This is a genomic window from Pseudarthrobacter sp. NPDC092419, assembly GCF_044755045.1.
Taxonomy (GTDB): Bacteria; Actinomycetota; Actinomycetes; order Actinomycetales; family Micrococcaceae; genus Arthrobacter.
This window is the reverse complement of the sequence record NZ_JBIVQF010000003.1, coordinates 297,089-319,746: the sequence shown is the minus strand read 5'-3', so window position 1 is coordinate 319,746 and position 22,658 is coordinate 297,089. Positions and strand designations below refer to the sequence as shown.

Below are 22,658 nucleotides of genomic sequence, written 5' to 3'. Positions count from 1 at the left end.
TAATCTACAGCCGGGCGGGAGGGTACGACGGCGGCTCCCACCCGGTTGCCCCGGCCCAGGCGGACATCCGGGGCCAGGCGGCTTCGGCGAACCACGGTTCCTTGGCCGCTGCATAGGCGTCGGTATCAGCGTCCCCGGCGAAGTGTTCAGCCAGCGCTTTCTTGTGTTCTTCGTAGAGGCTGCGGGCTTCCGCGTCGCTCCGGAGCCAGTCGCGGAACATCAGGGCGAAGCGCCAGCCGGCAGAGCCGGCTGCCCGGACGTGCACGTTGACAGGACGGCCGGGGTCTGCGCTGGCGTGGAATTTTTTCTGCCACAGGGCGGGATCCGGGTGCAGGGGTTTTGGCGTGTCCTGCCCGATGCCCGGCACCAGAGGGAAGCCCGCATCCGCCAGTGAGGGTGCAAGGGCGCCGGCATCTGCCAGGTCCCCCACCGCTACCTGCAGGTCGATAACGTCCTTTGCAGCCAGGCCCGGCACCGACGTGGAGCCAATGTGGTCCACCGCCAGGATGAGCTCAGGCGCCGCTGCGCCCAACCGCGCCGCCAGACGGGCAGCCTGCTGCTTCCACTCCGTACGGTGCTCTACCAGGACGGGCCCGCCGTTCCGGGGTGCACGGCGGCCCGCAGCGAGGTTGCGGGCAAACGGCGCCAACCTGCCATCCCACAGCCTGTCGACCTGCTCGAGCAACTCCTCGACGCTGCCGGAATTGTCCAGGACCACATCCGCTGCGGCGAGCCGGTCCTCCCGTGTGGCCTGGGCAGCCATCCGGGACCGCGCCTCGTCCTCCGACATCCCGCGGTTCGCACGCATCCGCTGCAGGCGGACGTCATCCGGGGCATCAACCACCACCACCAGGTGGAAACCGTTCCCCTGGCCGGTTTCCACCAGGAGCGGAATGTCCTGAACCACCACCGCGTCACCGGCAGCGGCAGCAGTAATCTCTGCGGCTCGCGCCCGGACCAGGGGGTGCACGATGGCGTTCAGGGCCGCCAGTCGCCCGGCGTCGCCAAAGACCGCCGCGCCAAGCTTTGCCCGGTCCAGCCGGCCGTCGCCGCCAAGCATGCCGTCGCCGAATTCTGCCACGATACGGCCCAGGCCCTGGGTCCCAGGCGCGACCACCTCACGGGCCAGCGCGTCTGCATCCACCAGCACGGCGCCCCGGCTCCGGAGCCGGGCAGCCACCACCGATTTTCCTGAGGCAATTCCGCCCGTCAGTCCAATTTTCAACACGCCGCCAGCCTACTAGCCGGACCGTCCGCAGGTCCCGGCCGGATGCAGCGCCGGTGGGTGGAGGGCCTAGACTGGAGCGGATGCAGGCGAAGGAGAGCAGGGCAACGTCCTACACCACGCTGGCCCCCGGCCCGGCCTTCCGGCACGAGATCGAGGTGAAGCGTTCCCGGTTCATCACCGTCCTACGGCGGGCCGGCACCGAGGAACAGGCCCGGGAGCTGGTGGCGGAACTGCGGCGCGAATTCCATGACGCACGGCACCACTGTTCCGCTTTCCTCGTCGGCCCCGACCGTGACGTCCAGCGTTCCAGCGATGACGGCGAACCGTCCGGAACCGCAGGGATCCCGATGCTCGAGGCCCTTGCCAAAAGGGAGACCGCGCCCGGGGTGGCCGACCTCAGTGACGTGAGCGCCGTCGTCGTCCGTTACTTCGGCGGAATCCTGCTGGGTGCCGGTGGGCTGGTCCGCGCTTATTCCGAGTCGGTCTCCGCCGCGCTGGCCGAGGTCCGTCTGGTCCGCCGCAGCCGGCTGCGGATCTGCGCCGCGGAAGTGCCCCATCTGGCGGCGGGGCGGCTGGAAAACGACCTGCGCGCCGCCGGTTTCGCCATGGCGGAGACCAGCTACAGGAGCCAAGCAGCCGTCCTGCGGCTTGCGCTGCCGGATGATGCTGCGGCCATTGCGGCGGCCGCCGAACGGGTCCGCGCGCTGACCGCCGGCGCCACGGACCTGTCGCCTAAGGGAACGGAGTGGGTTGATGCCGCACTCCCCTGACGTTTCACTGGTGGACGTCGACGACGTCGTGATGGAGTCTCTGCTGGCCCTGGCACGGCGCGACGCGTCGCCGGACGAGGTGGCTCCCCCGCTGGGTGGTCCCGGCTGGAACGCCGAACGCACCGCATGGTTCCGCAGCCACCACCGCGCCGCCGCGGACGGGCTGGACGGTCCGGCCGGTGAAAAAACCTGGGCCGTACTGTGCGACGGCGAGGTAGCAGGTTCCGTGCGTCTCAAGAGGGTGGACGCACCAGGTCCGCGCCCGGCCGGTGAGACCGGAATCTGGCTGGGCCGGAGCTACCGTTCCAGCGGTATCGGAGGCACGGCCCTGAAGCTACTGCTGGCAGAGGCGCGCAGGGCGGGACTGGCGCAGGTCCTGGCCCGGACCCTTTCCGGAAACAGGGCCGCGCAGCACCTGCTGTCCGGGCTGGGGGCAACGCTGACTGAGGATGACGACGGAACCGTGCTTGCCGCCGTCGCGCTTTAACAACTCGCCAGAAAAGCAGGAGACCCCCTGCCGAAGCGGCAGGGGGTCTCCTGGACGGCCCGGAAGGGCCTGTGGCAATTAGTTGCCGGTCAGCTTCTCGCGCAGTGCGGCGAGGGCCTCGTCGGATGCAAGCGTGCCTGCACCGGCGTTGGACTCGACAGCCGGCTCCGAGGAGTAGCTGGTGGCGCCGGAGTCGCTCTCGCCGGACGTTGCAGCTGCAGCGTCGTCGGCAGCGTGCTGGGCGACCTGCTTCTTGTGGGCTTCCCAACGGGTCTGGGCGTCAGCGTACTGCTGCTCCCAGGCGGCGCGCTGGTTCTCGTAGCCCTCGAGCCATTCGTTGGACTCGGGGTCGAAGCCCTCGGGGTACTTGTAGTTGCCCTCTTCGTCGTACTCTGCGGCCATGCCGTACAGAGCCGGGTCGAATTCGGTGCTGTCGGCGTCGACGCCCTCGTTGGCCTGCTTGAGGGACAGCGAGATGCGGCGGCGTTCCAGGTCGATGTCGATGACCTTGACGAACAGTTCGTCGCCAACGGAGACAACCTGCTCGGCGAGCTCCACGTGGCGGACGGCCAGCTCGGAGATGTGGACCAGACCTTCGATGCCGTCTTCGACGCGGACGAATGCACCGAACGGAACCAGCTTGGTGACCTTACCTGGAACAACCTGGCCGAGGGCGTGGGTGCGGGCGAAGGTCTGCCACGGGTCTTCCTGCGTAGCCTTGAGCGACAGGGAAACGCGCTCGCGGTCCAGGTCGACCTCGAGAACCTCGACGGTGACTTCCTGGCCAACCTCGACAACCTCGGACGGGTGGTCGATGTGCTTCCAGGACAGCTCGGAAACGTGAACCAGGCCGTCTACGCCGCCCAGGTCCACGAAGGCACCGAAGTTGACGATGGAGGAAACGACGCCCGGACGGACCTGGCCCTTTTCCAGCTTGTTGAGGAAGGTGGAGCGGACCTCGGACTGGGTCTGCTCGAGCCATGCACGGCGGGACAGCACAACGTTGTTGCGGTTCTTGTCCAGCTCGATGATCTTGGCTTCGATCTGCTGGCCGATGTACGGAGCCAGGTCGCGCACACGGCGCATCTCGACGAGGGATGCGGGCAGGAAGCCGCGCAGGCCGATGTCGAGGATAAGACCACCCTTGACAACCTCGATGACGGTACCGGTGACAACACCGTCTTCTTCCTTGACCTTCTCGATGTCGCCCCAGGCGCGCTCGTACTGAGCACGCTTCTTGGAGAGGATCAGGCGGCCTTCTTTGTCTTCCTTGGTGAGCACCAGGGCTTCGACCTGATCGCCAACGGAGACAACTTCTCCGGGGTCAACGTCGTGCTTGATGGAAAGCTCGCGGGACGGGATGACACCTTCGGTCTTGTAACCGATGTCGAGCAGGACTTCATCGCGGTCGACCTTGACGACGGTGCCCTCAACGAGGTCTCCGTCGTTGAAGTACTTGATGGTGGCGTCGACAGCTGCGAGGAAGTCCTCAGCGGTACCGATGTCGTTGATCGCGACTACGGGGGTACCGGGCTTCTCGGTGGAGGTGATGGTCATGTAGTAGGGGCTCCGTTGTGGATAGTTAGTCGGTCAGGCAAACCGGCGCGCCCGCGTCATGGAACGCAGGCGCGATTCGCGGTGAATCCGACGGATCCTCCGGGTCATCCTGATTTTGTGGATTTTACAAAGAGCGCGCGTAGTGCACGCCCGTTCATTCTAGTCGCTGCGGACAACAGGGGTCAAAAGCAGAGAGAGTCAGAAGTGCGTCAGACAGTGGGCAGGACGTTCGACGGCGAACATGGCGGCCGCGCGGGCGGCGGCCCCGGGCCCACCTTCCCGGATCCGCCCGGCAGCGGCGAGGGTCACGGGGTGCACGGCGCCAAGGTAGATCGAGGAGAGCGCGGAGATATCCAACTCAAGGTCGGGTTCGTGACCGGGTGCAACGCGTTCGACGGCGGCCTCCCCGCCCTGGACGTCCAGCAGGAATGTTCCATCGTCGAGGCCGAGTGGGTCAGCAACTTTAAGCAGAAGGCGGCCGTCCACGGAGAACTTCCGGGCTTCCAGGACTTTGCGCACGTCCAGGATGCGTAACCAGAGCATGTCCCGCGGCGTCGAGGCGTCCACGCAGCGGGCGTCGGCCAGCGCCCAGGGCAACGGGTCGTCCACCGGCGCTTCCTCCCAGGCGATCCGTTCCACGAGGTCGATCGCGCCAAGGTACTGCCACAGCTCCAGGTACGCGTCCTGCGTTGCAGCCACCAGGTCCACGATCTCCATGGTGTACGGCTCGGCGTCCCAGCCGCGGAACCGGTAGGAGACGTAGCCGTCCACGTCAGCGCCCGGCCCGTAATGCAGTGCCACCTTGACCTTTGGGTCCGGGCCTTCCTCGTCCCGGCGGACCAAACCGGACGCCAGCTGGCGGTAGAACTCGTGCCGCCCGATGGACCCCGGGGTGAGGCGGTGCACGCGGTCGAAGACCTGCGGCGCAAGCTCCAGCAGAACCTTGGGATCGGCCACTTCCACACTGCCCGCCGGGGTGTGGTCCAGGATGAACCGGGCGCTGGTGTCCACCTTGACCGACTGCTCCGACGTAGCGGCGCCGAAGCCGAAACGGCCATAGATTGAAGCCTCGGATGCGGTGAGGGCCGCCATGGCCAGCCCCTGCTCCTGGGCCAGCGAGAGCTCTTCGATCATCATGCGGCGCAGGAGGCCACGGCGGCGGTGCGGCGTCCGTACGGTCACGGCCGTCACCAGCCTGGTGTCCAGGAGCCTTCCGAAGCCCACGTTCAGCGTCTTGTCCATGGTGCCGAAAGTGGCCACGGGCACGTCCGGCCCCAGGGCATGGGCAGGAACAGGCCCGGTCTGGTAGGCGCCGGTCATCATCCGGCCGTCAGCGAGCTGCATCTCCAGGCCTTGGTCCACACGCGCATCGGGACGGCGCGCATCGTGGAAACCGAAGGCCACCGCGCGCATCCAGGCAACCGCTGCGGGATAGCCGGGGCTGCCCTTGGCCGCCGGCCCGAAGCGCCTGATTTCGTAGTCCACTCCTGGATTCCCCACGGACCCGAGCCTAGCCACGGATCCGCGGAAGGGCCAGCATCCGGACCCGCGCTTCCCGTGAAATTCCGTCATTGGTGACAGTGCTTAAGTCCGCACAAACGATTCTGGACTGATGCACAATGCGCAACGCGTCGCAAACGTCTACCTTGGAGCACGGCGTGGCGCAGTTCACACGCTTCCGTCCAACGTGCATCTACCACCAAGCCTGCAGCACGGGGCACCCGAAACGAGGACACATGAAACTAACCCAAACGGCTCCCACGCCGGACACTTCCCTGCTCAAAGTACTCGGAAACTGGGACGCGCTTGCCCTCGGGTTCGGAGCCATGATCGGCTTCGGCTGGGTTGTCCTGACCGGAGGCTGGATAGCCTCTGCAGGCACCATGGGCGCAGTCCTGGCAATGGTCACGGGCGGAGCCATCATGGCTGTCGTGGGACTGACCTACGCCGAGCTCACCGCCGCCATGCCCAAGGCGGGCGGTGAACACAACTTCCTGCTGCGCGGGATGGGACCCCGGTGGTCCTTCATTGGATCCTGGGCCATCACCGGCGGTTACATCACCATCGTCGCGTTCGAAGCCGTCGCGCTGCCGAGGACTGCCCAGTACCTCTTCCCCGACCTGAGCCAGGTTCCGCTGTGGGAAGTGGCCGGCTACCAGGTGCACCTTACCTGGGCGCTGGTGGGAGCCATCGCCGCTGTGGTCATCACCGGAATCAACATCCTTGGAGTGAAGCTGGCCGGGGCCGCACAGACGTTCGTGGTGGTGTTCCTCCTGGTCATCGGTCTCCTACTGGTCTTCGGCTCTTTCACCGGCGGCTCGCCGGTGAACATGCAGCCGTTCTTCACCGGCGGAATGGGCGGCTACTTCGCGGTCCTGGTGGTTGTTCCATTCCTGTTCGTGGGCTTTGACGTCATCCCGCAGTCCGCCGAGGAAGTGAATATTCCGGCCCGCCAGATCGGCAAGCTGGTGGTCATCGCCGTGCTGCTGGCTACCGTCTGGTACATCATGACCGTACTGACCACCGCCTCTGCCATGCCGGCCGCGGATATTGCGCAGGCAGACATCGCGACAGCGGACGCCATGGGCGCGCTCTTCGGCAGCGACATCATGGCCAAAGTCCTGATCGCCGGTGGCATCGCGGGCATCCTGACGTCCTGGAACTCCCTGCTCCTCGGCGCTTCCCGGCTCATGTATTCAATGGCCCGCTCCGGGATGCTTCCTGCCTGGTTCGGCAAGCTGCACCCGCGGTTCCGCACGCCGGTCAATGCCCTGCTGTTCATCGGAACGCTGTCCTTCCTTGCACCCTTCTTCGGTGTTTCCATGCTGGGCTGGCTTGTGGATTCCGGCGCACCAAGCATCGTCATCGCCTACATCCTGGTATCCGTAGTCTTCGTGATCCTCCGCCGCCGGGAGCCGCTGATGGACCGGCCGCTGCGCGTGGGCGGAAAGGGCAACGGCGGTACCCTCATCGGGATCACCGCGATCGTCCTGTGCACAGCGCTGCTCAGCCTCTACCTGCCCGGCATGCCCGCGGCGCTAACGCCGCCACCGTGGATCCTGTTCGGCCTCTGGTGGGTCCTTGGCCTGGTGTTTTTCTTCCGCGTCCCTGCCGGAATTGCTCCAGGAGAGGACGCCGAGCACCGCCTGCTGGAACGCCTGGGCCGGCACGGCAGCGCGGCAAGCGACCGCGGCTGAGCCCGACCTTCCGGATAGGAACGGCCCGCCACTCAACAGTGTGGCGGGCCGCTCCTATGAGACGCGGTACTGGATCAGTGGCCGGCGTCGTACCAGCTGGGGCCGACACCGATCTGAACTTCGAGCGGTACGCTCAGGTCCGCTGCGGCGGCCATTTGTTCGGTGACCAGCCGCTCCACCGCCTCCCGTTCGCCGGGCGCGACTTCCAGCACGAGTTCGTCGTGTACCTGCAGCAGCATCCGGGACTTGAGCCCCTGTGCCCGCAGTTCGGCGTGGACCCCCAGCATCGCGCGCTTGATGATGTCCGCCGCGGATCCTTGGATGGGGCTGTTGAGGGCGATGCGCTCGGCGTTTTCGCGCAACTGCCGGTCGGTGCTGGTCAGGTCCGGGAGGTAGCGGCGGCGGCCCTCGATAGTGGCCGTGTATCCGTCGATCCGGGCCTGGTCCACCACGCCGCGCAGGTAGTCGCGGACGGCGCCGAACCGGTCGAAGTAGTCCTTCATGAGGGTTCGGGCCTCGTCCACGGAGATTTCCAGCTGCTTGGACAGGCCGAAGGACGTCAGCCCGTAGGCCAGGCCATAGGACATCGCCTTGACCTTGGAGCGCATGGCGCTGGTGACCTGGTCCGTGGGCACGTGGAAGATGTTGGAGCCGACGAACCGGTGCAGGTCCTCGCCGTCCTTGTACGCCTGGATCAGTCCTTCGTCACCGGACAGGTGGGCCATGATCCGCATTTCAATCTGCGAGTAATCCGCCGACAACAGGCACTCGTAACCGTCGCTGACCACGAAGATGCCGCGCACGCGCCGGCCTTCCTCGCTGCGGATGGGGATGTTCTGCAGGTTGGGATTGTTGGACGAGATCCGGCCGGTGGCCGCCACGTTCTGGGCATAGGTGGTGTGGATCCGGCCGTCCCCGCCCACGGACTTCTTCAGCGATTCCACCATCTGGCGCAGCTTGGCGGCTTCCCGGTGGGCCATGAGCTGGACCAGGAACTCGTGGCCGGTTTTTTCCAGCAGATTTTTCAGGGATGCGGCATCGGTGGTGTAACCGGACTTGATCTTCTTGGTTTTGGGCAGCTGGAGTTCGTCGAACAGGACGGCCTGCAGCTGCTTGGGCGAACCAAGGTTCACCTCGTGGCCGATTGCGGCGAATGCCTGCTCCTGGGCATGGTCGATCACCCGGGACAGGTCAGCGAGCTGCTCATCCATCCGGGCCATGTCGATGCCGATACCCGCCAACTCCATGTCCGCCAGCACCCGGCTGACCGGCAGTTCCAGCGTGGAGAGCAGTTCCTCGGCGCGGCGTTCCTTCAGTTCCGCTTCGAAGTAGCGGCTCAGGGAGAGTACGACGGCGGCGGCCTGGACCAGCGCGTCAGCGGCGGCGGCGTCGTCCCCGTCAAAGGACAGTTCAAGCTGCCCCGCTTTGGCGGTTGCCGACGGAATCCCGACGTTCAAGTGGTGCTGCGCGAGTTCCGCGAGTTCGTAGGTCCGGCGGTCCGGCTGGATCAGGTAGCCGGAAATGGAGGTGTCATCCACCACGCCCTCCAGTTCCAGGCCCCGCGCGGTCAGTGCCTTCAACGCTGCCTTGAAGCCGTGCATGACCTTGGGGGCTTCCGGGTCACGGAGCCAGGCAGCCAGCACATTCTCGGTCTCCGCGTCCTGGGCCGCCAGGTCCAGGTACACCGCGGCGTCCGGGCGGACGATGGCCACTGCTGCAGCGTCCTCCCCGATCCGGCCCGGGACCAGGTCCACGGCGAGGGCTGACCGCTGCCCGGCGCCTGCCGACAGGAATGCCTGAAGGTCGGCAGGGGTGGACGGCGTGGCGTAGGCCGGCGTCTCAATGCTTTCGCGCTCGGCCGCGGGGGCGGTCTCGTCGCCGTAGAGGGCGAAAAGCCTGCTGCGGATTGTCTTGAATTCCAGCTGGTCGAAAAGGTCTTCCAGGGCCGCCTGGTCCGGGCGGGGCTGGTAGAGATCTTCGAGTGTGACGGGCAGTTCGAGGTCGGTGTGCAGCTGGTTCAGCCGGCGGTTGCGCTTGACGTTCTCCACGTTCTCGCGGAGGGCATCGCCCACCTTCCCGCCGATGGCGTCGAGGTTCTCCAGCACTCCTTCCAGCCCGCCGTAGAGGTTGATCCACTTGGCGGCTGTCTTGGGGCCTACGCCCGGCACCCCTGGTAGGTTGTCCGCCGTCTCCCCGACGAGGGCGGCAAGGTCCGAGTAGTGGTCCGGGCCCACGAAGTACTTGGCCTGGATGGCGGCGGCGTCCATCCGCGGAATGTCGCTGACGCCCTTCTTGGGGTAGAGCACGAAGACGTTGTCCGTGATGAGCTGGAAGGCGTCCCGGTCGCCGGAGACCAGGAGTACCTCGAAGCCGGCTTTTTCACCCATGGCTGCGAGCGTCGCCAGGATGTCGTCCGCCTCGTAGCCGGGCATTGTGAGGGTCTTGATGCCCCAGGCCTCCATCACCTGGGCAATGAGGTCGATCTGCCCGCTCATCTCGCGCGGGGTCTCGTTCCGGCCGCCTTTGTATTCGCTGTAGTCGGCCTTGCGGTGGGTGGTTTCATCCGAGACGTCAAAGGCAACGGCGATGTGCGTGGGCTGCTGTTCCTTGATCAGGTTGATCAGCATAGAGGTGAAACCGTGGATGGCGTTCGTGTGCTGGCCGTTCGAGGTGGAGAACTTGTCCGCCGGCAAGGCGAAGAAGGCCCGGAACGCCATGGAGTGGCCATCAAGGACCAGGAGGCGGGGCTGGCCCGTCATCGGGACCACGGGGGCGTTAGTCGCTGAAACCGGAGTTCCCTGCGGAGCAGGCTCTTCCTGCAGGGTCTGGGACGGGAAGGGGGCCGGTTTGGTTGTTTCACTCACAGGTGCCAGCCTAGTTGCCATGATGGACAATTTCACGCCCGGCCACTTCGCCGAAGAACTCGCCGCCGCCGGTGTTCCCGGGCACCTGCATGGCTGGCTGGGGCGGTACGGCATCGGGCCGCTGGTGGTCAAGATGGGTATCCGTTTCCTGGAGATGGACCCCGAACTGACGGTGGCCACCATGCCGGTGGAGGGCAACACCCAGGTGGCCGGAATCCTGCACGGCGGCGCCCACGTGGTGCTGGCCGAAACGCTCGGCTCTTTCGCCTCCGGCCTGCACGCAGGACCGGGCCGCCACGCCGTCGGCATCGAGGTGAACGCAACCCACCACCGGTCCATCTCCAGCGGTACCGTAACGGGCACCTGCAGGGCCATCCACCTGGGCCGCACGCTGGCCACGCACGAGATAGTGGTCACGGACAGCGAAGGCAGGCGGCTTTCCACGGCGCGGATCACCAACCTCCTGAGGGACAATCCCACGGATTAGCAATTGCCACCGGGCAGGAACCCCGAAAGGTCAACCCGCCCGCATGCTGTACCGCAACTCCACCACGCCCCTGCCCATGGTGCGTGAGGCAACCAGCCCAAGCGGCGGCGTCGGGCCCGCCATGGGCAGGAGTCGCTTGCCCTCCCCCAGCACCACCGGCACCAGGGACACGATCAGTTCATCGAGCAGTCCGGCGTCGGCAAACTGGGCGGCGAGGTTGCCGCCGCCCATCACCCACACGTTCTGCCCGCCTGCATCCCGCTTCAGGTCGTCCACGAATTCGCGGACATCTCCGCGCACGAAGGTGATGTCCGAGTCCGGCGGGGCAGCATGCTCGTGCCGGGTGAAGACATAACAGGGCGTGCCGGGGTACGGCCAGGCGTCCGGTCCGTGCCTGCGCAGCCAGGCGTAGGTGCTCCGCCCCATGGCAATGCACCCCACACCGGTGATGAAAGCGTCGTAACTTTCCTGGCCGCCGTCGAAGCCGTCGAACTGCAGCAGCCACTCCAGCCCGTCGTCGGGCGTGGCGATGAACCCGTCGAGGGATGCCCCCACAAAGTACTGGATACTTGGCATGGCAGGTCAGGACGCGCCCGCGGCGGCCTGTCCGTTGTTGACATTGACCAGCCATGCGATGCCGAACCGGTCCGTGCACATGCCGAAAACGTCTCCCCACGGCGCGCGTTCCATGGGCACGGTGACGGATCCGCCGTCCGCGCAGAGCTTTTCGTAGTAGCCGCGAAGTTCAACTTCGTCGTCGCCGCTGAGCGAGATGGAAATGGCCGACCCCGGCGTGTGTTCCATGCTGTTGGGCGTGTCCGCGCCCATCAGGACCATGCCCTGGGTGGTGGTGAGCATGCTGTGCATGACCTTGTCCGCCTCGGCCGGGTCCTCGCTGGCGTGGAACTCCGCGAAGGTGCTCACCGTCAGCTCCCCGCCGAACACGGACTGGTAGAACGTCATGGCCTCCCTGGCGTTGTCGCAGAAGCCGAGGTAGGGGTTCAGTGTGGTGGGCATGCGGGATCTCCTTCGCGTGGAAACGGGTGCTGCAGTGGACCAGACAACATCCTGCCCCATGGGGCACCCGGTGGGTAGGGCCGGCTGCACTTCCGGAGCGGGCGACGTAGGCTCTGTCCATGGCCAGATACTTTGACGTTCACCCGCAGGACCCGCAACCCCGCGCCATTGCGCAGGCCGTCCAGATAGTGCGCGACGGCGGACTGATCGCCTACCCCACGGATTCCTGCTACGCGCTGGGTGCACAGATGGGCAACAAGGATGCGCTGGACCGCATCCGGGCCATCCGGGAGCTTGACGACAAGCACCATTTCACGCTGGTGTGCCGGGATTTTGCCCAGCTTGGCCAGTTCGTGAATATCGGCAATGACGTGTTCCGCAGCATCAAGTCCGTCACGCCGGGCAGCTACACCTTCATCCTGCCGGCCACCCGCGAGGTGCCCAAACGGCTGCTGCACCCGAAGAAGAAGACGGTGGGCGTGCGGATTCCGGACAACCGGGTGGTGCAGGCGCTGCTGGCTGAACTCGGCGAGCCGCTGCTCTCGAGCACCCTGCTCCTGCCGGACGAGGAGGATCCGCTGACGCAGGGCTGGGAAATCAAGGAACGGCTGGATCATGTGGTGGACGCGGTGATCGACGCCGGCGACTGCGGTGCCGAGCCCACTACGGTGATTGATTTCTCCAGCGGTGTTGCTGAGGTGGTGCGCCGCGGAATGGGAGATCCGTCCCGGTTCGAGTGAGGCCTGGCGGGTCCGGCTACTCCAGTCCTGCTAATCCTGCTTCTTTGCGCGGCTGGGCTGGACGCGGGGCGGCTCGCCGGGCATCTTGGGGTAGTCCGGCGGGAAGGGCAACTCCCCCAAGCCGTGGCTGAGGTCCCGATCCCACCACTCGAGCAGCGCGTCGATGTTACCGGGGTTCTTACCGAAGCCTGCCCAGGGGTCTCCTACGGTCCTGAGCCGTTCGGGAACGGTCTGCACGGTGAAGTCCCGGGGATCGACATCCGGCAGTTCTTCCCATGTCACCGGGCAGGAAACGGGGGCGTGCGGCAGCGCGCGCGGGCTGTAGGCGCCGGCAATGGTGCGGTCACGGTTGGCCTGGTTGTAGTCCAGGAACACCTTGGTGCCGCGTTCTTCTTTCCACCAGGCCGTGGTGACCTTCTCCGGCATCCTCCGCTCCACCTCGCGCCCGGCGGCAATGACGGCGTGCCGCACGTCCAGGAACTCGCGGTCGGGCCGGATAGGTGCATACACGTGCAGGCCGCGGTTGCCTGAGGTCTTGATGAAGGCGGTGAGACCGGCCTCCGCCAGGACGCCCCTTAGTACCAGGGCCGCGGGAACCGCCTCCTCGAAGCCCGTACCGGGCTGGGGATCGAGGTCGATCCGGAGCTGGTCCGGATTGTCGGTGTTGTCTGCGCGTGACGGCCAGGGGTGGAACACGATGGTGTTCATCTGGACAGCCCAGACAGCGGCGGCCGGTTCGTCCAGGACCAGCTGCGGATGTGACCGCCCGCTGGGGTACACCACCTTGACCGAGCGGATGAACTCCGGGGCGCCCTTGGGCGGGTTCTTGGAGAAGAACTGCTCGCCGTCCACGTTGCCTGAGAACCGCTGCAGCGAGACCGGCCGGCCGCCGTTGGCCGCGATAAAAGCTTCGCCCACGTCACTGACGTAACGGGCCAGGTCCAGTTTGGTGATCCCAAGCTCCGGCCAGAGGATCCTGCTTGGGCTTGAGATGCGGACCTCCCGCTCCCCGTTGGGACCGGGCACGGTGATGGTGGTCTGTTCGCTCGCCATGGGGACAACGTACACCCCGCCCCGTCCGGCATGATGGAGGCATGCCCCTGACTGAACTGCACATACCGCTGCCCACGGGTCAGGCAACAGTGTCCGTTGCCTACGAGCGCCCCGCCGGCCCGACCGCCACGCTCGTGGTGGCCCACGGCGCCGGAGCCGGCATGGACCACCCTTTCCTGACCGGCTTCACGGCAGCTCTCAACGGGCTCGGCGTGGCAACGCTGCGGTTCAACTTTCCCTACCGGGAAGCCGGGCGCCGCTTCCCGGACCGCCCGCCGGCAGCCATTGCGACGTGGCGTGCAGTGATGGCCGCCGCGGCCGGGGAGGCCGCACGGCACGGCGACACCGGACCGGTGTGGGCCGCAGGCAAGTCCTTCGGCGGACGAATGGCCTCCATGGCCTTCGCCGAGGGAATGCCGGCCGCCGGCCTGGTCTTCCTCGGCTATCCGCTGCACGCCCCCGGCAAACCGGAGAAGCTGAGGGACGAACACCTGTATGGGCTCACAGTGCCCATGCTGTTCCTGCAGGGCAGCCGGGATACGTTCGCCACCCCGCCCATCCTCGAGGACGTTGTGGGACGGATCGGGCCGAACGCCGTCCTGCGGTGGGTCGACGGTGGCGACCACTCCTTCGCGGTGGCCGGCAGGAAGCGGTCCGCTGAGGAAATCGGCGCCGGCCTGGCCGCGCCGGTGGCGGAATTCATCGCCCGTTCAGCGTAAGGCGGGTATGGCGCGCTGACTCAGGCTGCGCCGTCGTACCACCAGCCCTCCCAGGCGGTGGAGGTGATCCGGCCTTCACCCGACCCCGTCTGTGCGCTGCCCGTGGACTGGTCGTCCTGCCCGGCTCCGGCATCGGTCAGGAAGTTGCTGTTCATGAGAAACATTCCGTTGTCCTTCCATGGTGGGCCCGGGCGGCTACCCCCGGATGCCAACGAGCGTAACGGCGGCATGTTTCAATGCGTCGATGACAGGTTTCGGCTGTGTATCGAAGTTTTCACCCCGGCCTGGCAAACGGGACAGAAGGTTCCCGGACGACGCGCGCGCCCGGCTTATTTCCGCCGGTTGGTCCGGGCCGTGGCGGGTGCGGTCCAGGGGTCCTCGGGCCAGGGGTGGCGCGGATAGCGTCCCCGCATCTCGGCGCGGACCTGCGCGTAGGGCCCGGACCAGAAGGACGGCAGGTCGTCGGTCACCGCCAGCGGACGGCGGGCGGGCGAGAGCAGGTGGAACAGGACCGCCACCCTGCCGTCGGCGACCCGCGGCGTCTCCGCCATCCCGAAGCATTCCTGCAGCTTCACGGCCACCACGGGACGGCCGTCCGGGTCCCCCGCTGCCGGGTAGTCCACGCGGATCCGCGAGCCGCTGGGCACGGCCAGCCATTCCGGGGCAAGCTGCTCCAGCGAGGCGGCCTCGGGCCATGGCAGCAGGCGCCGCAGCGCGTCAGTCAGGTCAACAGAAGCGAAGGCCGCCCCGCCGCCAAGGACTTCGAGTTCCGGCCCCAGCCAGGCATCAGGATCGGCCAGCAACGCCTCATCCGAAACATCCGGCCACGGCTCCCCCAGTTCGCGCCGCAGCAAGGCGAGCCGACGGCGTAGGGCCGCTGCCGCCGTCGACCATTCCAGGGCCCCCAGGCCGTCCCGCCGCAGCAGCCGCGCCACGGCGGCACGCCCCTGCTCCGGGGAAGGGCGCACGGGCGTTGACGCCAGCACGATCGCACCGAGCCGCCTCACCCGGCGGGCAGCCACCTTACCCTGCACCACCTCCGCTTCCACCTCCTCCGACACCAGGTGCGCAGCGCATTCCTCAGCGGCGTCCGCGCTCAACGGCGCCGCTGAGCGGATCACGGCCCCGGTGCCGGCAGCGTCCCGCCCTTCGGCCCGCGCCACCTCCGCCACCGCAAGCCATTCGTGCCCGGCCAGGCTGCTGCCGGCGGGCAGGCCCGCCCGCGTCCCGGAGGACAGCAGGTAGCGTTCCCCCTCGCCCGGCACCCGGCGCGCCACGCGGTCCGGGTAGGCAAGCGCAACGACGGAACCCACCAGGACGGCACCACCCCCGGAGCCGTTGGTCCCCGCAACTGCCCCGGCCCGCCGCGCGACCTCCCGGAGCCGAAGCGACTCGTGTTTCCACCGGCGGCCCTCCGGCCCGGCGTCGGACCGCAGCCGCGTGAGCAGTCCGGCCAGATCCGCCCCCGGCGCCCGGTGGTCCCCCGCGACGACAGCAACAACGTCCGCTGCCACCGCACCTGCGACAGGGGTGCCGTCCAACAACGCACGGGCGAGCCTGGGGTCGGCCGGGATCCCGACAAGAAGCTTTCCGTGGGCGGTCGCGTGCCCGTCCGGGTCCACGGCGCCCAACTCGCGGAGCAGCTCCATGGCATCATCCATCGCGGGCCCGGGCGGCGCGTCCGGCAGCGCAAGTCCTTCGCCCCTCGGCGAGCCCCAGCAGGCCAGCACCAGTGCCGCCCCGGTGAGGTCCGCCGTCGCGATTTCCGGGGTGACGTGCGCGGGGGCGGCGCCAAACGCCTGGTCGCTGTAGCAGCGCACCACGGTGCCCGGCCCCTGCCGCGCGGCACGGCCGGCACGCTGCACGGCGGACGCCTGCGAGCAGGAGACGGTCACCAGCCCGCTCATCCCGCGGGCGGCATCCCGGCGCGGCTCGCGGGTGAGGCCGGAGTCCACCACCAGCCGGACGCCGGGGACGGTCAGCGACGATTCCGCCAGGTCGGTGGAGACGATGATCCGGGGCCGGCCGCCCGGCGTCCGGCCGGAAACAGCCCGGTCCTGCTCGGCGGCACTGGCCTGGCCGTGCAGTTCCAGGATGTCCGTGGTTCCGCCCGTTGCTCCGCGGAGCACGGCGGCCACGTGCGCCACCTCCCGCGCGCCGGGCAGGAAAACCAGGGCATCCGTGCTGCCGTCCCGGGCCAGCGCCTGCGCGTGCGCGCCGGCGGCGGTCGCAGCCACGTGGTCCAGGAACGCACTGGTCACGCCCCGCGCATCCAGCCGGGGGCCGGGCGCCGGAACCCAGCGGGTCTCCAACGGGTGGCGGACGGCAGGGCAGTCGACGACGGCGGCCAGGGTGCCGCCGTCGGGCCCTGCCAGGAGCGCGGCGAACCGGTCAGCGTCCAGGGTGGCGGACATGGCGACGACGGCAAGGTCACCGCGGAGCGCACGGACCTCGGCCACCATGCCGATGAGGAGGTCGGTGTCCAGGCCGCGTTCGTGGACTTCATCCAGGATCACGGCGCCGACGCCGCCCAGGCCCGGATCCGCCAGGAGCCGGCGAAGCAGGATGCCGGGGGTAACGAACTCGACCCGGGTCCGGGGACCCGCGTTGCGCTCGCCGCGCACCGTGTAGCCGACTCGGTTGCCCAGGATGCTGCCGTCCAGGGCCGCGAGCCGCCGCGCGGCTGCGCGTGCCGCCACCCGCCGCGGCTGGGTGACCACCACCTTCGTACCCGGCACCATGTTGGCCAGCAGAGGCGGGACCAGCGTGGTCTTACCGGTGCCGGGCGGGGCCTGGACCACAGCCGCGGCGCCGGTTCCGTCAGCCTCCCCCGCCGCCAGCGCGGAAGCCAGCGCAGACAGGGTACCGGCGAAGGCGAGTCCCGAACCGATGGCGTCGAGGTCAAAGGGGGCCGCGCCCTTGGCGGGGTTGTCCAGGCGCAGAGAAGTCATCCGTCCATTCTGCCCGGACACACTCAGGGCTTTCCGGCCCCCTTCGCCTTGCCCTTGGGCTCCTGGACATCGGCAGGCGGTCCTGGCTTGGCTGCGGGAACCGGTGCCGGTTCCTGCACCGCTCCGGGCTGTTGCGGAATCGGAGCAGGCACCAGGGACGCCACGGTGGGCGCCGGCGCAGGAGTGGGACTGGGGGACGCAGCCGCAACGGCAGCCTTGGCGGCGGCAGCCCCGGCGTCGGCCTCCCGCATCAGGTCCGCGCGGACGGCCTCAAGCGCCGCGTCGATCCCCCTGAAGCGGGCTGCGGAAACGAGGCCTGATCCCGCGGCCTCGTCAAGGTCGCGTTCGAGCGCGGCCAGTGCGTCCAGGGCGCCGTCGATCCGGTTCTCGGCGGCAGCCTGGCTAATGGCGAGGACTCGTATCTGGAGACCGCGCAGTGCCGCGTCATCCGGTTCAGCGTTGCGCAGCGCCGGGATGGCGGCCAGGGCGATGGCGCCCGCTGCCAGAAGCGTCAGCAGAGCGACGGCGGCACGCCTGCCGCCAGGCACGATCGTCCGGCCGGCTGGCCGGCGCACAACGACAGGAGCCCTGTCCTGGTCCATGGCGTCCCCCTACATCCATCCGGTTCCCACGTGCCGGCCATTCAGCCATCACGGTATTGATCAGCAAGCTTACTACCTATTGTTCCGGGCGTAACAGTGCGCCCACCAGGCGGCCCACCGAACCGCCCAGGTTCCACTCCCCGGCAAGCCGCTCAAGGTCCCTCCGGCGGGCCGCGGGAAGCGGCGCCAGGGCAGCACCGGCTTCTTCGAGGCCAGGAAGGGATAGGTCCCGCACCAGGCGGACGACGGCGGGTGCCGACCTGAGATACTCTGCTGCCGCGGCCAACCGGGCCTGCACGGGAGCCGCGACCGTACTTGCCGGCGCAGCGGCCTCTTCCAGCAGCGCTTCAAGCGTGCCGTAGCGAAGCAGCAGTGACGCCGCGGTTTTCTCACCTATTCCTGCCACACCGGGCAGCCCGTCCGAGGCGTCGCCGCGCAGGGTGGCGAAGTCGGCGTACTGGCGCGGCAGCACCCGGTACCTTTCCACCACGGAAACTTCTGTAAAAACGTCAAGATTCTTCATGCCACGGGCTGTGTAGAGGACGCGGACCTGCCGCTCGTCGTCGCACAGCTGGAACAGGTCCCGATCCCCCGTCACTACGTCCACCGGCATGTCCGCGTGGCTGGCATAGGTGCCCGCGACGTCGTCGGCCTCGAACCCCGGCGCGCCCACCACGGCGATCCCCGCCGAAGCGAGCACCTGGCGGATCATCGGCAGCTGCTGTTCCAGTTGCGCGGGGACGATTTCAATGTCCGGCATTCCCGCCCGGGCTTCCGCTACCCGGTGGGCTTTGTAGGACGGGATCAGGGCCACGCGCCATTCAGGCCGCCAGTCGTCATCCCAGCACGCGACCAGGTGGCTCGGCCGGAACTCGGCCACCAGCCGGGCGATCATGTCCAGGAGGCCCCGGACGGCATTCACCGGAGTCCCGTCCGCCCTCCGGAGCGTATCCGGCAGTCCATGGAAGGCGCGGAAGTAGAGCGACGCAGTGTCCAGCAGCATCAGGCGGTCAGGCATACCTGATCCTGCCACGGATCAGGGTCAGAACGAACGGACCGGGAAGCCCAGCCCGAGGAGCCCGCGGCCCGCCTGCTCCAGGATCGCGTTCAGGCACAGGGTGGGGTGGGACAAGAGGACGCCCATGTCGCTGGATCCGCTGCAGCGGGTGGGGCCGGCGGTGCGATCCGCCGCCAACCACGGCATCGGCCGGACGGCTGCGGGACCTGCCGGTGTTCGTGGCGCAGGGCGAAGCCGACCACGTCATCCCCGCAGAACTCCTGGGTGCAACCTGGGACTACCTGGGCGGGACCTCCAGCGCGGCCGCAACAGCTCTGAAGTCGCGGGGCGGCCAGCACAAACGCCGCTCAGCCATAGCGCCCGCGCCGAACCCGCGCGCCGGACACGCGGAAGCGGTCTTTAGTCCCTACCCGGACACCCTGCCGCAGGGAACAATGGATTGCATGCCCATCAGGGCCGTGCACACGGTGTGCGCGGCCGGGCTGGAAGAACGGGAGCACCACGTGCACACGCAGGACGCGGGACAAGCCGGATCGACGGGACGCCGCAGGGAAATCCGGGTGTTCATCCTCGATGACCACGAACTCGTCCGGCAGGGACTGAAGGACCTCCTCGAAGGGGAGGACTTCACGGTGGTGGGCGAAAGCGGGTCCGCAGCGGAAGCCACGCGCCGCATCCCGGCCCTCCACCCTGACATCGCCATTCTGGATGGCCGCCTTCCGGACGGCACCGGCATCGAGGTCTGCCGCGATGTGCGCTCCCTGGACCCCGACCTGCGCTGCCTGATCCTGACCAGCTACGACGACGAACAGGCCCTCCGCGGCGCGGTCCTGGCAGGCGCGTCAGGATACATCCTCAAGCAAATCAGGAGCGACGCCCTGCTGGACGGCATCCGCCGGGCAGCGGCCGGTGAGTCACTCTTCGCCCCGGGCGTGGAACAGCGGATCATTGACGGTCTCACCGAGGCCCCCTCGGATCCGCGGCTTGAAGCGCTCAGCGCCCAGGAAAAAAAGGTGTTGGCACTTATAGGCCGCGGACTGACCAACCGGCAGATCGGCGAAGAGCTTTTCCTGGCCGAGAAGACCGTCAAGAACTACGTGTCCTCCATCCTGGCCAAGCTGGGCTTCGAACGCCGCACCCAGGCCGCCGTGTACGTCACCAGGGCCGGTGGATAGCGCGCCGCAAACCGGCCCGGATGGTCAGCCGACGGGCGCCGACCAGCGGATCCGGGTCCCGGATCCGGGTGTGCTGTCAATGTTGCACGAGCCGCCCAGCAGCGCCGCGCGGCTGCGCATGTTGGCCAGGCCGCTCTCCCGGTCCGGCGGATCGAAGCCCTTGCCGTCGTCTTCGACCATCAGGTCCACGCTGCCGCCGCCGGCCGTGACCGAGATGGCCACCGCGCCCGCCTCGGAGTGCCGGAGCGCGTTGCTCAGCCCTTCGGAAAGGACGGACAGCAGGTGCCCAGCCACCTCTTCCGGCACCAGGCTGTCCACGGAGCCGGCAAAGGCCACCGTCGGCCGGACGGCCTGCCCGCGCGACCCCTCCTGGACAACGCGGAGGACACGGCGGGTCAGCGGCTCCCGATCCAACTCGCCGGTGCGCAGCGAATAGATGGTGTCCCGGAGTTCCCGGATAGTGTCATCCAGTTCGCCGGTCACGGCAGCGATCCGCTCGTGGGCTACTGGGTCGGCCGTGTACCGGCGCAGGCTCTGCATGCTCAAACCGGCAGCGAACAGGCGCTGGATCACCAGGTCGTGAAGGTCCCGCGCGATGCGTTCCCTGTCCGTGAACAACAGGTTCTGCTCGCGCAGGGCGTTCACGTGGGCCAGGTCCAGGGCTACACCGATCCGGCTGCCGAACAGGGAGCTGGAATCGATGTCCGCCTGGTTGAAACTGGCGGCGCCCTTCGGCCGGGCCAGCAGCAGCACCCCGTTGCCCGTCCCACGTCGCCCCAGAGCACAGACCAGTACGGGCCCCAGTTTTTCAGCGGCCCCCTCGCCCAGAACCACCCGCGGATCCCGGACCAACCGCGACTCCCCCGTCTCCATGACGCTTTCCACTACATCAGGGGAGGGTATTTCCTGCCCCGACTGCAGTCCCTGCTCCCCGATCGCCGAGCGGCAGCGCAGCACGCCGTCGACCCCGGCGACAGCAACGACGGCGAGCGCCGCGTCAGACACCCTCAGCGCCGCTTCCGCCACCTGGTCCAGCGTGCGCGTATCTGCCGGCGCGCCGGCAGTGATCAGCCGGTTGCTCAATTCCATGCCGGCTTCCAGCCACCGCTGCCGGCGGCCGCTGTCCTCGAAAAGGCGCGCATTCTGGATTGCCACGCCGGCGGCAGCGGCGAGCGCCACGGCAAGGTCCTCGTCGTCCGGTGTAAAGTCCTGCCCGCCGCTCTTCTCCGTCAGGTAAAGGTTGCCGAACACCGCATCCCGCACCCTGACCGGAACGCCCAGGAAGGTCTTCATCGGCGGGTGGTTGGCCGGGAAGCCCGAGGCCATGGGGTGCTTGCCCAGGTCATGGAGGCGCAGGGGCTTGGGCTCGCGGATCAGGTGGCCCAGGACGCCGTGGCCCGTCGGGAAATCCCCGATGGAGCGGATGCCGTCATCGTCGATGCCCACGGTAATGAAGTGGCTGAGCGTCCGGTCTTCCCCGATCACGCCCAGCGCACCGTACTTGGCGCCAACCAGCACGCAGGCGGACTGGACCACGCGATCCAGCACCGCTTCCAGGCTGAGGTCCTCGGCGAGCGAGACGACGGCGGCCAGCAGTCCATTGATCCGCTCCTGGGAGTCCAGGAGCTCATCCGCCCTTGCCACGAATTCGCGCAGCAGGTCCTCGGCCCTCCTGGTCATCGGAGAACTCCACGGCAGTTCGTTGCCCACGCCTGACCTCCTGTTGCCGCCCCCACCGGAGCCGGGGCTATCCTCTTTGACGAGTCTAGGAGAGTCGCCGCCGCCAGGCATACTGCCATGCGGGTCTTTGGGCCCTGTTTCGAGGCGGGGCGTCCCCGTAGGCTCACGGCATGAGCAATAAGAACATGGTCCCCGAGGCGGAAATCCTGGACCCGGACGAGTGCTGGAAACTGTTGGCCGAAGCCAAGGTAGGGCGCCTGGCGGTGATCGCGGACGGGCATCCTGACGTATTTCCCGTCAATTTCATGGTGGACGGACACACTTTGGTGTTCCGCACCGGGGCAGGCACCAAGCAGCAGGCCATCGCCTCGGACAGCGTGGTGGCACTGGAGGCGGACGCCCTCAGCGGTGAATTTGGGCTCGCATGGAGCGTGGTGGTCAAAGGCCGGGCGGAGGATACCCGCTCCACCGGCGAGGAACTCAACAAGATCCGCCGCGGTCTGTTCCCCTGGCAGGGCGTGGGCCAGGAGCACCTGATCCGCATCACCCCCGATTCAATCACCGGACGGCGTTTCAACCTGACCGCCCCGATGGCCTGGCACACATCACTTGATGACGTGACCCGCGCCGGCTTCGAATAGGCCGCCATGAACAGCGGAGAGCCGTACCAGCGGATCCTGGTGGGCGTGGACGGCTCGGATGCCTCCCTTGAAGCCCTGCGGCAGGCCCAGAGGCTGGCTGCCGCCCTGCACGCCCAGGTGGATGCCACCGCGTACTGGGACTATCCGCAGGCGTATGCGGGCTACGTCGCCGTCGGTTTCGAGGAATTCGAGGAGGAGGCCGGCGCGGTGCTCCGGAAGGCGATGGCGGACACCTTTGGCGGGGACACGCCGTCGAACGTTCATCCGCGTCTGGTGCGCGGACATCCACGCGACTCGCTGATCGAGGCGAGCCGCCACGCAGATCTGGTGGTGGTGGGCAAGCGCGGCCACGGCGGTTTTGGCGGCATGCTGCTGGGTTCGGTCACGTCCGCCCTCGTGGCACACGCCCACTGTCCGGTGCTGGTGGTCCACACCCCCGAAACAACCACGCACGGGTAGGCCCGGCACCTGC

General features: G+C 67.9%; 21 protein-coding genes. 9 read left to right on the top strand and 12 right to left on the bottom strand.

Annotation, left to right across the window (positions count from 1 at the left end; translation table 11 throughout):
* Positions 1 to 4: 4 nt before the first annotated feature.
* The gene (gene coaE / locus ACIQC0_RS07270) at positions 5 to 1,228 is read right to left on the bottom strand and encodes a dephospho-CoA kinase (RefSeq protein WP_400533744.1); all 1,224 of its coding nucleotides are present in this window, start codon (positions 1,226 to 1,228) and stop codon (positions 5 to 7) included.
* A gap of 80 nt (positions 1,229 to 1,308) precedes the next feature.
* Here coaE and ACIQC0_RS07265 point away from each other — a divergent pair, with 80 nt between their 5' ends.
* The gene (locus ACIQC0_RS07265; protein ID WP_400533742.1) at positions 1,309 to 1,998 is read left to right on the top strand and encodes an IMPACT family protein; all 690 of its coding nucleotides are present in this window, start codon (positions 1,309 to 1,311) and stop codon (positions 1,996 to 1,998) included.
* A complete protein-coding gene (locus ACIQC0_RS07260) occupies positions 1,982 to 2,485 on the top strand; it encodes a GNAT family N-acetyltransferase (RefSeq protein WP_400533739.1) in 504 nt (167 codons plus the stop codon). The genes ACIQC0_RS07265 and ACIQC0_RS07260 overlap by 17 nt, the downstream gene beginning before the upstream one ends.
* A 78-nt stretch (positions 2,486 to 2,563) precedes the next feature.
* Here ACIQC0_RS07260 and rpsA read toward each other — a convergent pair whose 3' ends face one another.
* The gene (gene rpsA, locus ACIQC0_RS07255) at positions 2,564 to 4,042 is read right to left on the bottom strand and encodes a 30S ribosomal protein S1 (protein WP_377215784.1); all 1,479 of its coding nucleotides are present in this window, start codon (positions 4,040 to 4,042) and stop codon (positions 2,564 to 2,566) included.
* Between the two features lie 198 nt (positions 4,043 to 4,240).
* The gene (locus tag ACIQC0_RS07250) at positions 4,241 to 5,542 is read right to left on the bottom strand and encodes a GNAT family N-acetyltransferase (RefSeq protein ID WP_400533735.1); all 1,302 of its coding nucleotides are present in this window, start codon (positions 5,540 to 5,542) and stop codon (positions 4,241 to 4,243) included.
* 236 nt (positions 5,543 to 5,778) lie between these two features.
* Between ACIQC0_RS07250 and ACIQC0_RS07245 the strand changes: the two genes are divergently transcribed.
* Positions 5,779 to 7,239: an APC family permease gene (locus ACIQC0_RS07245; protein WP_377215782.1), complete on the top strand. Its 1,461-nt coding sequence runs from the start codon at positions 5,779 to 5,781 to the stop codon at positions 7,237 to 7,239.
* A 74-nt stretch (positions 7,240 to 7,313) separates the two neighbouring features.
* On the opposite strand, the gene polA is transcribed toward ACIQC0_RS07245, so the two are convergent.
* A complete protein-coding gene (polA, locus tag ACIQC0_RS07240) occupies positions 7,314 to 9,956 on the bottom strand; it encodes a DNA polymerase I (protein ID WP_400533923.1) in 2,643 nt (880 codons plus the stop codon).
* A 166-nt stretch (positions 9,957 to 10,122) separates the two neighbouring features.
* Between polA and ACIQC0_RS07235 the strand changes: the two genes are divergently transcribed.
* Positions 10,123 to 10,590, top strand: coding sequence for a hotdog fold thioesterase (locus tag ACIQC0_RS07235; RefSeq protein ID WP_377215781.1), 468 nt, complete (start codon positions 10,123 to 10,125; stop codon positions 10,588 to 10,590).
* A 30-nt stretch (positions 10,591 to 10,620) separates the two neighbouring features.
* Here ACIQC0_RS07235 and ACIQC0_RS07230 read toward each other — a convergent pair whose 3' ends face one another.
* Complete coding sequence (locus ACIQC0_RS07230) at positions 10,621 to 11,166, bottom strand: dihydrofolate reductase family protein (protein WP_400533731.1); 546 nt, start codon at positions 11,164 to 11,166, stop codon at positions 10,621 to 10,623.
* Positions 11,167 to 11,172: 6 nt separating this feature from the next.
* Positions 11,173 to 11,607: a VOC family protein gene (locus ACIQC0_RS07225; protein ID WP_400533728.1), complete on the bottom strand. Its 435-nt coding sequence runs from the start codon at positions 11,605 to 11,607 to the stop codon at positions 11,173 to 11,175.
* A gap of 119 nt (positions 11,608 to 11,726) precedes the next feature.
* Between ACIQC0_RS07225 and ACIQC0_RS07220 the strand changes: the two genes are divergently transcribed.
* Positions 11,727 to 12,347, top strand: a complete 621-nt coding sequence (locus tag ACIQC0_RS07220; protein WP_377215778.1) for an L-threonylcarbamoyladenylate synthase — start codon at positions 11,727 to 11,729, stop codon at positions 12,345 to 12,347.
* Positions 12,348 to 12,377: 30 nt separating this feature from the next.
* On the opposite strand, the gene ligD is transcribed toward ACIQC0_RS07220, so the two are convergent.
* Entirely contained in the window at positions 12,378 to 13,400 is a 1,023-nt protein-coding gene (gene ligD / locus ACIQC0_RS07215; protein ID WP_400533725.1) for a non-homologous end-joining DNA ligase, read from the bottom strand.
* A 41-nt stretch (positions 13,401 to 13,441) separates the two neighbouring features.
* Here ligD and ACIQC0_RS07210 point away from each other — a divergent pair, with 41 nt between their 5' ends.
* Positions 13,442 to 14,119 (top strand): alpha/beta family hydrolase, encoded by a 678-nt coding sequence (locus ACIQC0_RS07210; RefSeq protein WP_400533722.1) that lies wholly within the window; start codon positions 13,442 to 13,444, stop codon positions 14,117 to 14,119.
* A gap of 20 nt (positions 14,120 to 14,139) precedes the next feature.
* Here ACIQC0_RS07210 and ACIQC0_RS07205 read toward each other — a convergent pair whose 3' ends face one another.
* The 4 genes from ACIQC0_RS07205 to ACIQC0_RS07190 all read right to left on the bottom strand — a co-directional run bounded on the left by ACIQC0_RS07205 (position 14,140) and on the right by ACIQC0_RS07190 (position 18,690).
* A complete protein-coding gene (locus ACIQC0_RS07205) occupies positions 14,140 to 14,283 on the bottom strand; it encodes a hypothetical protein (RefSeq protein WP_400533720.1) in 144 nt (47 codons plus the stop codon).
* A 165-nt stretch (positions 14,284 to 14,448) separates the two neighbouring features.
* Positions 14,449 to 17,070: an ATP-dependent helicase HrpB gene (gene hrpB, locus ACIQC0_RS07200; RefSeq protein WP_400533717.1), complete on the bottom strand. Its 2,622-nt coding sequence runs from the start codon at positions 17,068 to 17,070 to the stop codon at positions 14,449 to 14,451.
* 23 nt (positions 17,071 to 17,093) lie between these two features.
* On the bottom strand, positions 17,094 to 17,672 hold the full coding sequence (locus ACIQC0_RS07195; protein ID WP_377215773.1) for a hypothetical protein: 579 nt from the start codon (positions 17,670 to 17,672) through the stop codon (positions 17,094 to 17,096).
* Positions 17,673 to 17,748: 76 nt separating this feature from the next.
* The gene (locus ACIQC0_RS07190; RefSeq protein WP_400533714.1) at positions 17,749 to 18,690 is read right to left on the bottom strand and encodes a 5'-3' exonuclease H3TH domain-containing protein; all 942 of its coding nucleotides are present in this window, start codon (positions 18,688 to 18,690) and stop codon (positions 17,749 to 17,751) included.
* A gap of 560 nt (positions 18,691 to 19,250) precedes the next feature.
* On the opposite strand from ACIQC0_RS07190, the gene ACIQC0_RS07185 reads away from it, so the two are divergent.
* On the top strand, positions 19,251 to 19,865 hold the full coding sequence (locus ACIQC0_RS07185) for a response regulator (protein WP_377215909.1): 615 nt from the start codon (positions 19,251 to 19,253) through the stop codon (positions 19,863 to 19,865).
* Between the two features lie 24 nt (positions 19,866 to 19,889).
* Here ACIQC0_RS07185 and ACIQC0_RS07180 read toward each other — a convergent pair whose 3' ends face one another.
* Positions 19,890 to 21,545: a GAF domain-containing sensor histidine kinase gene (locus ACIQC0_RS07180; protein WP_400533920.1), complete on the bottom strand. Its 1,656-nt coding sequence runs from the start codon at positions 21,543 to 21,545 to the stop codon at positions 19,890 to 19,892.
* A gap of 170 nt (positions 21,546 to 21,715) precedes the next feature.
* On the opposite strand from ACIQC0_RS07180, the gene ACIQC0_RS07175 reads away from it, so the two are divergent.
* Entirely contained in the window at positions 21,716 to 22,186 is a 471-nt protein-coding gene (locus ACIQC0_RS07175) for a pyridoxamine 5'-phosphate oxidase family protein (protein ID WP_377215770.1), read from the top strand.
* 6 nt (positions 22,187 to 22,192) lie between these two features.
* Entirely contained in the window at positions 22,193 to 22,645 is a 453-nt protein-coding gene (locus tag ACIQC0_RS07170) for a universal stress protein (protein ID WP_377215769.1), read from the top strand.
* The last annotated feature ends 13 nt before the right edge of the window (positions 22,646 to 22,658 follow it).

What these genes read in the sequence shown, in the direction of transcription:
- ACIQC0_RS07170 (WP_377215769.1), top strand. Translation starts at nt 22,193, where the DNA reads ATGAACAGCGGAGAGCCGTACCAGCGGATCCTGGTGGGCGTGGACGGC.
- ACIQC0_RS07180 (WP_400533920.1), bottom strand. Translation starts at nt 21,545, where the DNA reads ATGACCAGGAGGGCCGAGGACCTGCTGCGCGAATTCGTGGCAAGGGCG.
- hrpB (WP_400533717.1), bottom strand. Translation starts at nt 17,070, where the DNA reads ATGACTTCTCTGCGCCTGGACAACCCCGCCAAGGGCGCGGCCCCCTTT.
- ACIQC0_RS07210 (WP_400533722.1), top strand. Translation starts at nt 13,442, where the DNA reads ATGCCCCTGACTGAACTGCACATACCGCTGCCCACGGGTCAGGCAACA.
- ACIQC0_RS07235 (WP_377215781.1), top strand. Translation starts at nt 10,123, where the DNA reads ATGATGGACAATTTCACGCCCGGCCACTTCGCCGAAGAACTCGCCGCC.
- rpsA (WP_377215784.1), bottom strand. Translation starts at nt 4,042, where the DNA reads ATGACCATCACCTCCACCGAGAAGCCCGGTACCCCCGTAGTCGCGATC.
- ACIQC0_RS07175 (WP_377215770.1), top strand. Translation starts at nt 21,716, where the DNA reads ATGAGCAATAAGAACATGGTCCCCGAGGCGGAAATCCTGGACCCGGAC.
- ACIQC0_RS07205 (WP_400533720.1), bottom strand. Translation starts at nt 14,283, where the DNA reads ATGTTTCTCATGAACAGCAACTTCCTGACCGATGCCGGAGCCGGGCAG.
- polA (WP_400533923.1), bottom strand. Translation starts at nt 9,956, where the DNA reads ATGGCGTTCCGGGCCTTCTTCGCCTTGCCGGCGGACAAGTTCTCCACC.
- ACIQC0_RS07260 (WP_400533739.1), top strand. Translation starts at nt 1,982, where the DNA reads ATGCCGCACTCCCCTGACGTTTCACTGGTGGACGTCGACGACGTCGTG.
- ACIQC0_RS07195 (WP_377215773.1), bottom strand. Translation starts at nt 17,672, where the DNA reads ATGGACCAGGACAGGGCTCCTGTCGTTGTGCGCCGGCCAGCCGGCCGG.
- ACIQC0_RS07245 (WP_377215782.1), top strand. Translation starts at nt 5,779, where the DNA reads ATGAAACTAACCCAAACGGCTCCCACGCCGGACACTTCCCTGCTCAAA.
- ACIQC0_RS07190 (WP_400533714.1), bottom strand. Translation starts at nt 18,690, where the DNA reads ATGCCTGACCGCCTGATGCTGCTGGACACTGCGTCGCTCTACTTCCGC.
- ACIQC0_RS07230 (WP_400533731.1), bottom strand. Translation starts at nt 11,166, where the DNA reads ATGCCAAGTATCCAGTACTTTGTGGGGGCATCCCTCGACGGGTTCATC.
- ligD (WP_400533725.1), bottom strand. Translation starts at nt 13,400, where the DNA reads ATGGCGAGCGAACAGACCACCATCACCGTGCCCGGTCCCAACGGGGAG.
- ACIQC0_RS07225 (WP_400533728.1), bottom strand. Translation starts at nt 11,607, where the DNA reads ATGCCCACCACACTGAACCCCTACCTCGGCTTCTGCGACAACGCCAGG.
- ACIQC0_RS07220 (WP_377215778.1), top strand. Translation starts at nt 11,727, where the DNA reads ATGGCCAGATACTTTGACGTTCACCCGCAGGACCCGCAACCCCGCGCC.
- ACIQC0_RS07265 (WP_400533742.1), top strand. Translation starts at nt 1,309, where the DNA reads ATGCAGGCGAAGGAGAGCAGGGCAACGTCCTACACCACGCTGGCCCCC.